Here is an 11,367-nt window from a genome sequence, read left to right on the forward strand (position 1 = left end):
CCTTGCTGGCCCGCGACGGTGAAGGCTTTGGGCGCTATAGGAAGTTTCCCGACAGCAGGCAAAACGCCTGCAACTGTCTAGGACAAGCGTTTGACGCAGAAATGCCCTGCCCCCTTGCAACGCCCGGAAATGCTTGATTTGAGTAGGCACAGCCTTTGCTGTTAAATAGGCAGCGTGTCGCTGTCGTTATTTTCTTCGGCCAGCGCATAGGCTGATACCCGCGCACGTGCTCAACGCCTCCCATTGTTCAGAAGCGAACCGTGCCAGTCAGCTCTTCCTTGTGATCCGTCTTAACGTGAGTTAATCAAAATGTTGAAAATCGTCCACCTGCTAACGGGCGTTGCAGCTTTGCTGCTGTCCTTTATCCCGAGCCTGCAGCCTGAAAGCCTGCCTTACCTGCAACAACATGACGCTCTGTACCTGGCCTTGTTCGGCCTTCTCAACCTGACGCTGGCGCCAGTGATTCCTTACTGGAACAAAGGCACGCGTCATCAACTGCAAAACCTGGTCAGTGCGCTGCTGGTGCTGACTGTTGTCGTACAAACCCTCACCCTCCTGGCGCCCATGCCTGAAGTCGGCGGCCACCCGGCCATCCTGCTCAGCCTGGTGATTGCGCTGGTCGCCATCGTTCTTCACCTGGCCATCAGCTTCTACCGTTCGTCCCCTACGGCCGCGTCGCAAAACTACGACATGACCAATCGGGATACCGGGACCGTCAAGTGGTTCAACACGTCCAAAGGCTTCGGCTTTATTTCCCGCGATTCGGGCGACGATATCTTCGTCCACTTCCGGGCCATCCGTGGCGAAGGCCATCGCGTTCTGGTCGAAGGCCAGCGTGTGGAATTCTCCGTCATGAACCGCGACAAAGGCCTGCAAGCCGAAGACGTGATCGCCGCCTTGCCGCGTCGCTGATTCCAGGCTAAGCAGTAAAAAAAACCGCGATCCGGCGCAGGCTGGATCGCGGTTTTTTATGGCGCGGCTATTAATAGTGAGGCGGCGGCGCTTCTTCTTCGGACGACTCGAACTGGCCGCCCATTTCTTCCTGACGCTTGAGCAGCGCAGTCATCTGCAGTTGCAGGCGTTCGACCGCCCGCTGCTGGGTGACCAGGATATCGTTGAGGGTTTCGATGGTGTCGTCCTGAAAGGCCAGGCGGCTTTCCAGGTCGGTCACGCGGTCTTGCAGATCCATGGTTCAGTCCTGGGTAAAGATGAAGTCGGCAGGCAACAGCTCGCGCAACCGCGCACGAATGGCAGCCACTTGTTCTTCCGTATACGACCGCGCCGGGTGCTTGCCCCAAACTGGCGCAGGCCAGGCAATGTCGTCGCGTTTGCGCACGATCACATGCACATGCAACTGGCTGACAACATTCCCCAGCGCGCCGATGTTCATCTTGTCGGCCACTAAGCCTTCGCTCAGCAATTGCGCCAAGGCCGTGGTTTCTTCCCACAGCTTCTGTTGATCTGCGACACCCAGTTGAAACACTTCGCTGATACCGTTGATACGCGGCACCAGAATGTACCAGGGGTAATTCGAGTCATTGGACAGCAGCAGGCGGCACAACGGGAAGTCCCCGATGGCCAGTGTGTCTTGTTGCAGGCGTTGATCTAAGGCGAACACCGCGGGCACTCCGTTCGGCAGGTCAGATTCTGGAGCCCAGCATACCTTCGAACGCTTGCGGCTTCACTTCGAATGCAGAAGCCAACGCACATCCCGATAAAAAACCTGCCCCCTTTCGAGGCAGGCGGATAATTGAGCTACGCTAACTCGGGCCTCACCGGGATGCACCAAAATGACCCACCCGTGCATCAAAGAGATCCGCCAAGTACCCACCCATGAGGGTGAATCGGTAACGTTTCTCTCTGGCACGGGATTCATGCACCACCGGAGCAAGAGAATGCATGGCCGTCAAGAGCAAACAAAACGGCGTAAAAAGCCCGTGCTTATAGGTTTTTTACAGCGCAGCAAGGCTTTTCACGAAAAAATGACATTCAGTTACCGGTTTGGGCGCGCTTGTTGCATTCACACCCACATCGTCGGCAACGGCACCCTTCAGGAAGCGGGTGTTTCGCGATAAGAACAGCAGCGAGTCAATGCGGAACAAGGACGCATTCAAACTATGAAAGGGGTTTGAAAAGAGCATTGAAGTTGTCAGTCCGGTTGCATTCGGACTGTGGATTTGCGACACGGATCTAGCAATTTACGACAGCCTCGTAAAGAAGCTGAAAGGAAAGATGGGTAAGTATCGTCATTAGAGTCAGCGTGATATAACTTTACGCGGACACAAAAAAAGAAAGAGCCGCCCAGATAAAAATACAGGTGGGACGGCAGTACTCTTCCTAAAACCAAAGGAGCAAATCACGATGCGCGTGATGAAGTGGAGCATGATCGCCCTGGCTGTTTCAGCAGGCACCTCGCAGTTCGCAATGGCGTCTGCCCAAGACGATGCCAAGGGCTTCGTTGAAGACAGCACTTTCAGTATCAATACCCGTGCGCTGTATTTCAGCCGCGACAAACGCAACAATGACTCCGGCCAAAGCCGCAGCGAAGAAACCGGTCTTGGTTTCAACGGTCTGTACCAATCGGGCTTTACCCAAGGCACCATCGGTGTCGGCGTCGACGCCATCGGCCTGCTGGGCCTCAAGCTCGATAGCGGCAAGGGCCGTGCTGGCACTGGTCTGTTCCCAACAGGTTCGGATGGTCGTTCGCAAGACGACTACTCCAAAGGCGGCGCCGCAGTTAAATTCCGCGTCTCCAATACCGTGCTGAAAGCCGGCGATCAATACACCACAGCGCCTGTATTCGCCTCTGATGACAGCCGCTTGCTGCCTGAGTTGCCGCAAGGTATCTCGATCACCAGCAACGAGATCAAAGACCTGAAGCTTGAAGCCGGTCACTTCACCTCGATCGTCGCTCAAGACCATACCTACAAGGACAGTATCTCCAGCTCCGAGCCGATTACCGGCCGTGGCCTGCGTGATGCCAACTTCCTGGGCGGTGTTTACGCCTGGACGCCAGAGTTCACTACCAGCCTCTACTACTCGAAAGTAGAAGACTACTGGAAGAAACTTTACGCCAACGTGAACTGGACCCACGCGCTGAGCGCTGATCAGTCCCTGGCCGTAGACTTCAACATCTACAGCACCAAAAGCGACGGTGCCGGTCTGCAACGCGCAGAAAAAGACAACACCACCAAGCTGGATAACCGTGCCTACAGCCTGCAAGGCGCTTACACCTACCAGGCTCACACCTTTACCCTCGCTTACCAGAAAGTTAGCGGTGACGGTGACTACGGTTACGGCGTAGACGGCGGCGGCACGATTTTCCTGGCCAACTCCATCGCCCGTTCCGACTTCAACGCTGAAGACGAGAAATCCTGGCAAGCTCGCTACGACCTGAACATGGCCACCTTCGGCGTGCCAGGCCTGAGCTTCATGACTCGTTACGTCAACGGTAGCGGCGCCAACACTGGCACCACGTCGAACGGCAAAGAGTGGGAACGCGACATCGAAGCCAAATACGTGATCCAGAGCGGCCCAGCAAAAGACCTGAGCCTGCGCGTCCGTCAAGCCACCTATCGTTCGTCTGACGGCGTGTACTACGGTTCGTCGTCTATCGACGAACTGCGTCTGATCGCGCAATACCCGCTGAACATCTTGTAATTGCCCGTTCGATTACAACGATGACTTAAGGCTTCGGCCTTAAATGAAAAGCCGCTCCCTTGCATGCAAGGGAGCGGCTTTTTTATTGCAGTATTATTTCAGCAGCAAAATATCTAGCAAGCTAACTAACGAGATTAACGCTCGCGCACTTAACCTGACCTGTCAGCCAAGTTAAGTGCAAATGCCTTTCATTACTTCGCCGCTGTTTCCTGCATCACGCGAATAACCCGCTGCGGAAATGGAATATCGATCCCCGCCGCTTTCAAACGATCACGTGCCAGTTCATTGAACATGAACATCACGTCCCAATAATCCGCCGTCTGGGTCCAGCACCGCAAAGACACCGTGATCGAACTATCGCCCAAGGTCGAAACCACGGCCACTGCCGCCGGATCAGCCAATACACGCGGGTCTTTCGCCAGTTCCAGCAACACTTCGCGGGCTTTCTGCAGGTCGGCCTCGTAGTCCACCCCCACATCGAACACCACCTTGCGGGTCGGCTGACGGTTGGTGTTGGTGATGAGCCCGTTAGACAGGCTGCCATTAGGGATGATCACGGTCTTGTTGTCACCGGTGCGCAGCACGGTGTGGAAGATCTGGATGCTGTCGACGGTGCCGGACGTGCCCTGGGCTTCGATCCAGTCACCAATACGGAACGGGCGGAACAACAGAATCAGCACGCCGCCGGCGAAGTTCGCCAGGCTGCCTTGCAGTGCCAGGCCGATGGCCAGGGTGGCGGCACCGATCGCGGCCACGAACGAGGTGGTGGCTACACCGATCATGGAGGCCACGTTGACCACCAGCATGACCTTGAGCGCAATGTTCGCCAGGCTGGTAATGAAGTGTTGCAGCGCCAGGTCGGCGTTACGCAGGGCCAGCAAACGTCCCACACGGTGGGTCAATACGTTGATCAGCCACCAACCGATGGCCAGGGTGACCACTGCCAGCAAAAACCGGCTGCCGTATTCCATGATCATCGGCAACCACGATTCTGAGGTCTTGATCAGGTGATCCACTTCAGCGTTCAAATCCATCTACATGCTCCTGTTTACCGGGTGTGCGGCGTTATTGAGTGCCCATTACGCAATTGAGCCCGGAAGGGCTCAATGTGAGGCGCGGTTTCTGGGGCGTGGGACGTCAAAAACGTCCTCAGGTTCCCCAAAATGCCATCAGTCGCGGAAGTTATTGAACTGCAGCGGCATGTCGAAGGTCTTGGCGCGCAGGGACGCGATGGCCTCTTGCAGGTCATCACGCTTCTTGCCGGTGACGCGCACCTGTTCACCCTGGATGGCGGCCTGGACTTTCAGCTTGGCATCCTTGATATGGGCCACGATCTTCTTCGCCAGCTCCTTGTCGATGCCTTCCTTGAGGACGGCCTCCTGCTTCATCAACTTGCCGGAAGCGTAGGCGTCCTTGACTTCAAGGCACTGTGCGTCGATCTTGCGCTTGACCAGGGCCAGCTTGAGGATCTCGATCATCGCTTCCAGTTGGAAATCGGCTTCAGCGGTCAGGTTGACGGTCAGTTCCTTTTCCTTGAATTCGAAACTGCCCTTGCCTTTCAAGTCATAGCGACGGTCCAGCTCCTTGACGGCGTTCTCGACGGCGTTGGTGACTTCGTGTTTGTCCAGTTCGGATACCACGTCGAACGAAGGCATGTCATTTCTCCAATATAAGGGGCGGGCTCAGTAGAGATGGAGCGCGCCCAAGCTAAAATGCCGGAGCATTATAGCGGTTCTTTCGCCCTATTCGCTGTGAGCGACCCTACGGAGCACAAACTGATGTCGACCACCTGGCATATTCTCGGCGCCGGCAGCCTTGGCACGCTGTGGGCCACCCGCCTGGCCCGTGCCGGCGTGCCGGTGAAGCTGATCCTGCGTGATGCGGCACGCCTGGCCAGCTATCAGACGGCCAGCGGGCTGACCCTGGTGGAGCACGGCGTAGCGCACACTTATCCGATACTCGGCGAAACACCCGACAGCCCCGAGCCGATTCATCGCTTACTGGTGGCGTGCAAAGCCTACGACGCTCAAAGCGCAGTCGCACAACTGCAACCGCGTCTCGCACCGGGCGCCGAATTGATCCTGCTGCAAAACGGCCTGGGCAGCCAGGACGCCGTCGCCGCGCAGTTACCTCAGGCCCGCTGCATTTTTGCCTCCAGCACCGAAGGCGCATTTCGCGACGGCGATTGGCGCGTGGTGTTTGCCGGCCACGGCTACACCTGGCTGGGGGACGCCAGTCACCCCACTGCCCCGCTGTGGCTGGACGATTTGTGCGCCGCGGGCATTCCTCACGAATGGAGCAGCGACATTCTTACGCGCCTATGGCGCAAGCTCGCACTCAATTGCGCCATCAACCCGCTGACCGTGCTGTACCAATGCTGCAATGGCGGCCTGCAAGCCCATCAGTGTGAAGTCGCGACCTTATGCGCCGAACTGGCCGAGTTGCTGGAATGCTGCGGCCAGCCAGCAGCAGCGCAGGACCTGCACACGGAAGTGGAACGGGTGATCCAGGCCACGGCGGCCAATTACTCCTCGATGTTCCAGGACGTGGCCAGTGCGCGGCGCACCGAAATCAGCTACCTGCTGGGCTATGCCTGCAAAGCCGCCGCTCGGCACCGGTTGACGCTGCCGCATCTGCAACAGGTGCAGACGCGCCTCGTCGACCAACTGATTGCACGCGGATTGCCCAGCGACTGAGGCACGCGCTACCCTGCCTACTCGTCTATTACCTGTGAAACCCCTGATGCCACTGCGCCAGCGTCTTGAAAACCTACCGGTAGGGCAGAAACTGCTGGCCGCCCTGTTGGTGCTGCTGACCACCGTATTGCTGGTGGCCAACCTGACTTTTATCAGTGCCGCCTACTGGATCTCCCAGGAGAGCATGGCGCCCCAGGCGCTGCAGGCGATCGGTCGACTGGTGTCCAACCCGGCGCTCGCCGCCGAAGCCCTTGAGTCGCCTGACAAGGCCGACGCCCTGCTCAATGAGCTGACCAGCTATTCGCCGCTGCGCGCCGCCGCGTTGTACGACGCGGAGGGCAATCGCCTGGCGCAGATGCAACACGGCGACCGCCTGCATCTGCCGGACAACTACCGGCATATCGAGGCCTGGCGCGTCACCGAGTTTCGCAGCAACCAGGTCATCACCCTGCCCCGCCCCGGCCAGCCTTCCGGGCATTTATTGCTGGTCGCCAGCAGTGAATTGCCGGTGGCGTTCTACACCGGCACGTTGACAGCCAGCCTGGGCATCCTGATTTTCAGCGTGCTGCTGTGGCTGGTCATCGCCCGGCAGATCAAACGCCTGATCACCCGGCCGATCCATGAGCTGGAAGAGCTCTCGCGCCAGGTCACCCGCGAAGAGAACTACGCCCTGCGCGCCGGCCGTGGAAACCGTGACGAAATTGGCAGCCTGGCAGAGGCCTTCAACACCATGTTGTCGCGTATCGAGGCCCGCGAGCAGCAGCTCAAGCGGGCGCGCGATGAGGCTCAAGCGGCTTACGACCAGGCACAGGGTCTGGCCGAAGAGACCCGCCATACCAACCGCAAGCTGGAGCTGGAAGTCCAGGTTCGTAGCAAGATCGAGAAAAAACTCACCGGTTTCCAGAACTATCTGAACAGCATTATCGACTCGATGCCCTCGGCACTGATCGCCCTGGATGAGCAGCTCTATGTCACCCAGTGGAACCAGGAAGCCACTGCGCTTTCCGGCACGCGGCTGGATGAAGCGCTGAACCAGCCGATCTTCCTCGCCTTCCAACCGCTCAAGCCCTACCTGCCGCAGATCAAGGCCACGGTCGAGCAACACACGGTGGAGCGCATCGAGCGCGTCACCTGGGTCAAGGACGATGAGCCCAAGCATTACGCCCTGACGTTCTATCCGCTGATGGGCGGTGCCGGGCGCGGTGTGGTGATCCGGATCGATGACATCACCCAGCGCCTGTCCCTGGAAGAAATGATGGTGCAGTCGGAGAAAATGCTCTCCGTCGGCGGCCTTGCCGCAGGCATGGCCCATGAAATCAACAACCCACTGGGGGCGATCCTGCATAACGTGCAGAACATCCGCCGCCGCCTGTCCCCCGACCTGCCCAAGAACCAGGAACACGCCGAACAGGTGGGCATCGAACTGCAGACGGTCAACCGCTACCTGCAAAGCCGCGAAGTCCCGCAATTGCTCGACGGTATCCAGCAGGCCGGCGCACGGGCGGCGAAAATCGTCACCCACATGCTCAGTTTCAGTCGCCTCAGCAACCGGCAGATGGCCCCTTGTGATTTGCCGGCGTTGATCGACCAGGCGGTGGAAATCGCCGGCAACGACTTTGACCTGGCCATCGGCTTCGACTTCAAAGGCCAGGCGATCATCCGCCAGTTTGACCCACAACTCGGCCCGGTGCCGGGCACCGCCAACGAGTTGGAACAAGTGCTGCTCAACCTGCTGAAAAACGCGGCGCAGGCCATTCACCAGCGCGAAGACGACCGTGAGCCGGGGCGCATCATCCTGCGCACCCGCCTCAACCCGCCCTGGGCGGAGATCCAGGTCGAAGACAACGGCATCGGCATGAGCGAGAACGTGCGTAAACGTACCTTCGAGCCGTTCTTCACCACCAAGGAAATCGGCCAGGGCACCGGGCTGGGGCTGTCGGTGTCGTACTTCATCATCACCAACAACCACAAAGGGCAGATGGAAGTGCATTCCACCCTGGGCCAAGGCACCTGCTTTACCTTGCGCCTGCCCCTGGCCGGCAGCCAATTGCCCCCCGCTGAACTTACCCAACTGGAGCACTGACCATGGGCTTTCGCCTGTCGAAGATTTACACCCGTACCGGCGACCAGGGCGAAACCGGCCTCGGCGACGGCCGCCGCGTGCCCAAGGACCACCCACGGGTGGAGGCCATCGGCGAAGTCGATACGCTGAATAGCCAGTTGGGGTTACTGCTGGCTTATCTCGAAGCACTCGGCGGGCAGCATCCAGGCTTACAAGACGTCATCGAGGTGCTTACACCTTGCCAGCATCGATTGTTCGATCTGGGCGGCGAGTTGGCGATGCCAGAGTACAAGGCACTGAACGCGGCAGAAGTTGATCGGTTGGAAGCAGCGATTGATCGCTGGAACGAAGAGGTCGGGTCGCTGGAGAACTTCATCTTGCCCGGTGGCTCAGCACTGATCGCCCAGGCCCATGTATGCCGTAGCGCGGCGCGCAGTGCGGAGCGACGCTGTCAGCACCTGAATGCGCTTGAACCGTTGGAAGGGGTGAGTTTGGCGTATATCAACCGGCTGTCGGATTTGCTGTTTGTGGCGGCGCGGGTGATAGCCAAGCGCCAGGGTGTTGCGGAGATTTTGTGGCAGGCGGCGTCGAAGCCCCACTGATTATTCGGCGCCTGGTCTGGCGCCATCGGGGGCAAGCCCCCTCCCACATTTGGATTTGTGAACACCTTCCAATGTGGGAGTGGGCTTGCCCGCGATGAGGCCAGCAAACGCTACATCAATCTTGCGGCCAGAACGCCCGAATCCCTGCAACACCTTGGGCGCCGGCATCCCACGCCTGCTCGCGCTCAGCCGGCCCAACGCCACCCAACAGATACACTGGCTTGCTGAACCCGCGGATCAGCTCTGCCGCCTGCTCCCAACCCAACGGCTGGGCATCGGGATGGGTCTGGGTCGGCTGCACCGGCGACAGCGTGACAAAATCCACGTCCATCATTTCCGCCAGCGCCAGTTCCTCAGCGTTATGGCAGGACGCTGCCAACCAGCGATCCTTCGGCAGCGGTCGGCCCTTGCTTGCGTATTTGCGCAGTTGCGCCGACGTCATGTGCCAACCGGCTGCAGGAAAATCCCCCAGCCATTCGAACGGCCCCTTGAGCATCAACTGCGCCTTGCCAGCACACAGGCCCACGGCGTCTACCGCCAGGTCACGGTACTTGGGGTCGTAACCGTTGGGTGCGCGCAGTTGAACCAGTTTGATACCGCCCGCGATGGCTTTCCGGATACCGCACAACAGCGGCGCGGTTTCCAGCTCACCCGGCGTGATCAGGTAGTCACCGGGCAACCGTGCGGCGGCAACGATCGGCGCATTGGCTGCAGGGAACTCATAGTTGAGCAAGTCCCGAGGGGCCACCCACTCCAGCGGCTGCCCTTCGGCACCATGGGGCTCGCCGGTAAAGGCCGAGACTTCCCAGACATCCAGCAACACCTGCTTGTCCGGATAGTCATGCTGCACCTTGATCAGCGGCCGCGCCGTTGTGACCTGGATGCCCAGCTCTTCCTGCAACTCGCGGGACAGCGCCGTGGCGACCGACTCTTCGGCCTCCACCTTGCCACCGGGAAATTCCCAGAGGCCGCCCTGATGCTGGGTATCGGCACGGCGCGCCAGCAGGATTCTGCCGTCGACGCCGCGGATCACCGCTGCTGCTACATGCACTCGTTTCACCGCGCTTATCCTCCGGGCTTCAGGTACGGTATTCCGCATTGATCTTCACGTACTCGTGGGACAAGTCCGTGGTCCAGATGGTTTCGCTGCACTCGCCGCGACCCAACTCGATGCGGATGGTGATTTCTTCCTGCTGCATCACCGCCGAACCCTGGGCTTCGGTATAGCTCTCGGCGCGGGCGCCACGGCTGGCGATGCACACGTCACCGAGGAACACGTCGATCTTGCTCACGTCCAGGTCCGGCACGCCGGCACGGCCGACGGCGGCGAGGATACGGCCCCAGTTCGGGTCGGAGGCGAACAGCGCGGTCTTGATCAGCGGCGAGTGAGCCACGGTGTAACCGACATCCAGGCATTCCTGGTGGTTGCCGCCGCCGTTGACTTCAACCGTGACGAACTTGGTGGCGCCCTCGCCGTCACGCACGATGGCCTGGGCCACGTCCATGCACACTTCGAACACCGCTTGCTTCAACGCGGCGAACAGCGGGCCGCTGGCCTCGGTGATTTCGGGCAGGTTGGCCTGGCCGGTGGCGATCAGCATGCAGCAGTCGTTGGTCGAGGTGTCGCCGTCGATGGTGATGCGGTTGAACGACTTGTTCGCACCGTCCAGGATCAGGCTGTGCAGCACATCGCGGGAGACTTTGGCGTCGGTAGCGATATAGCCAAGCATGGTGGCCATGTTCGGACGGATCATGCCCGCGCCTTTGCTGATACCGGTCACGGTGACGGTGACGCCGTCGTGCACGAACTGGCGGCTCGCGCCTTTTGGCAGGGTGTCGGTGGTCATGATGCCAGTGGCGGCGGCCGCCCAGTTATCCACAGACAGGTCATCCAGTGCGGCTTGCAGGGCGCCTTCGATTTTTTCCACAGGCAGCGGCTCACCGATCACACCGGTGGAGTACGGCAGCACCTGGCTGGCATCCACGCCAGCCAGTTGCGCCAGTTTGGCGCAGGTACGCGCAGCCGCGACCAGGCCCGGCTCGCCGGTGCCAGCGTTGGCATTGCCGGTGTTGGTCAGCAGGTAACGAATCGGGCCGGCCACGCGCTGCTTGGCCAGGATCACCGGCGCTGCGCAGAAGGCGTTGAGGGTGAACACACCGGCGACGGTCGAGCCTTCAGCACAGCGCATCACCACGACATCCTTGCGCCCCGGGCGTTTGATGCCGGCCGAAGCGATACCGAGCTCAAAACCGGCAACCGGGTGCAATGTGGGCAAAGGACCAAGACCAACAGCCATGAATGCGCTCCTTAAAAATAGATGATGTCTGTGCCGTCGCGTTCGACGGT

Annotated in this window: 11 protein-coding genes; 5 read left to right on the forward strand and 6 right to left on the reverse strand. The window is 59.7% G+C overall.

Annotated elements, in window-relative coordinates; genetic code table 11:
* Positions 1-309: 309 nt before the first annotated feature.
* Entirely contained in the window at positions 310-912 is a 603-nt protein-coding gene (locus tag J2Y83_RS29645; RefSeq protein WP_276194623.1) for a cold-shock protein, read from the forward strand.
* 70 nt (positions 913-982) lie between these two features.
* Here the strand turns inward: J2Y83_RS29645 and J2Y83_RS22755 are convergent, their stop codons facing one another.
* Both J2Y83_RS22755 and J2Y83_RS22760 read right to left on the reverse strand, forming a co-directional pair.
* Positions 983-1,189: a SlyX family protein gene (locus J2Y83_RS22755; RefSeq protein ID WP_017847119.1), complete on the reverse strand. Its 207-nt coding sequence runs from the start codon at positions 1,187-1,189 to the stop codon at positions 983-985.
* A gap of 3 nt (positions 1,190-1,192) precedes the next feature.
* A complete protein-coding gene (locus J2Y83_RS22760; protein WP_253398465.1) occupies positions 1,193-1,618 on the reverse strand; it encodes an HIT domain-containing protein in 426 nt (141 codons plus the stop codon).
* Positions 1,619-2,361: 743 nt separating this feature from the next.
* Here J2Y83_RS22760 and J2Y83_RS22765 point away from each other — a divergent pair.
* A complete protein-coding gene (locus J2Y83_RS22765) occupies positions 2,362-3,660 on the forward strand; it encodes an OprD family porin (RefSeq protein ID WP_253398467.1) in 1,299 nt (432 codons plus the stop codon).
* Between the two features lie 191 nt (positions 3,661-3,851).
* Here the strand turns inward: J2Y83_RS22765 and J2Y83_RS22770 are convergent, their stop codons facing one another.
* On the reverse strand, positions 3,852-4,694 hold the full coding sequence (locus J2Y83_RS22770; RefSeq protein WP_253398469.1) for a mechanosensitive ion channel family protein: 843 nt from the start codon (positions 4,692-4,694) through the stop codon (positions 3,852-3,854).
* Between the two features lie 135 nt (positions 4,695-4,829).
* Positions 4,830-5,315 carry a YajQ family cyclic di-GMP-binding protein gene (locus tag J2Y83_RS22775; RefSeq protein ID WP_247401629.1) on the reverse strand — a complete coding sequence of 162 codons (486 nt, stop codon included), beginning with the start codon at positions 5,313-5,315 and terminating at the stop codon, positions 4,830-4,832.
* A 123-nt stretch (positions 5,316-5,438) separates the two neighbouring features.
* On the opposite strand from J2Y83_RS22775, the gene J2Y83_RS22780 reads away from it, so the two are divergent.
* The 3 genes from J2Y83_RS22780 to J2Y83_RS22790 are packed head-to-tail and all read left to right on the forward strand — an operon-like array spanning position 5,439 to position 9,020.
* The gene (locus J2Y83_RS22780) at positions 5,439-6,356 is read left to right on the forward strand and encodes a putative 2-dehydropantoate 2-reductase (protein WP_253398471.1); all 918 of its coding nucleotides are present in this window, start codon (positions 5,439-5,441) and stop codon (positions 6,354-6,356) included.
* Positions 6,357-6,402: 46 nt separating this feature from the next.
* Positions 6,403-8,439 carry a sensor histidine kinase gene (locus J2Y83_RS22785; RefSeq protein WP_253398473.1) on the forward strand — a complete coding sequence of 679 codons (2,037 nt, stop codon included), beginning with the start codon at positions 6,403-6,405 and terminating at the stop codon, positions 8,437-8,439.
* A gap of 2 nt (positions 8,440-8,441) precedes the next feature.
* Entirely contained in the window at positions 8,442-9,020 is a 579-nt protein-coding gene (locus tag J2Y83_RS22790; protein WP_253398475.1) for a cob(I)yrinic acid a,c-diamide adenosyltransferase, read from the forward strand.
* 115 nt (positions 9,021-9,135) lie between these two features.
* Here J2Y83_RS22790 and J2Y83_RS22795 read toward each other — a convergent pair whose 3' ends face one another.
* Entirely contained in the window at positions 9,136-10,080 is a 945-nt protein-coding gene (locus J2Y83_RS22795; RefSeq protein WP_253398477.1) for a Nudix family hydrolase, read from the reverse strand.
* Positions 10,081-10,099: 19 nt separating this feature from the next.
* Entirely contained in the window at positions 10,100-11,317 is a 1,218-nt protein-coding gene (gene argJ, locus J2Y83_RS22800) for a bifunctional glutamate N-acetyltransferase/amino-acid acetyltransferase ArgJ (protein WP_253398479.1), read from the reverse strand.
* Positions 11,318-11,367: the final 50 nt, after the last annotated feature.

The sequence above is a fragment of the Pseudomonas marginalis genome, assembly GCF_024169655.1.
Classification (GTDB): domain Bacteria; phylum Pseudomonadota; class Gammaproteobacteria; order Pseudomonadales; family Pseudomonadaceae; genus Aquipseudomonas; species Aquipseudomonas paraveronii.

What these genes read in the sequence shown, in the direction of transcription:
- J2Y83_RS22785 (WP_253398473.1), top strand. Translation starts at nt 6,403, where the DNA reads ATGCCACTGCGCCAGCGTCTTGAAAACCTACCGGTAGGGCAGAAACTG.
- J2Y83_RS22780 (WP_253398471.1), top strand. Translation starts at nt 5,439, where the DNA reads ATGTCGACCACCTGGCATATTCTCGGCGCCGGCAGCCTTGGCACGCTG.
- argJ (WP_253398479.1), bottom strand. Translation starts at nt 11,317, where the DNA reads ATGGCTGTTGGTCTTGGTCCTTTGCCCACATTGCACCCGGTTGCCGGT.
- J2Y83_RS22775 (WP_247401629.1), bottom strand. Translation starts at nt 5,315, where the DNA reads ATGCCTTCGTTCGACGTGGTATCCGAACTGGACAAACACGAAGTCACC.
- J2Y83_RS22770 (WP_253398469.1), bottom strand. Translation starts at nt 4,694, where the DNA reads ATGGATTTGAACGCTGAAGTGGATCACCTGATCAAGACCTCAGAATCG.
- J2Y83_RS22755 (WP_017847119.1), bottom strand. Translation starts at nt 1,189, where the DNA reads ATGGATCTGCAAGACCGCGTGACCGACCTGGAAAGCCGCCTGGCCTTT.
- J2Y83_RS22765 (WP_253398467.1), top strand. Translation starts at nt 2,362, where the DNA reads ATGCGCGTGATGAAGTGGAGCATGATCGCCCTGGCTGTTTCAGCAGGC.
- J2Y83_RS29645 (WP_276194623.1), top strand. Translation starts at nt 310, where the DNA reads ATGTTGAAAATCGTCCACCTGCTAACGGGCGTTGCAGCTTTGCTGCTG.
- J2Y83_RS22790 (WP_253398475.1), top strand. Translation starts at nt 8,442, where the DNA reads ATGGGCTTTCGCCTGTCGAAGATTTACACCCGTACCGGCGACCAGGGC.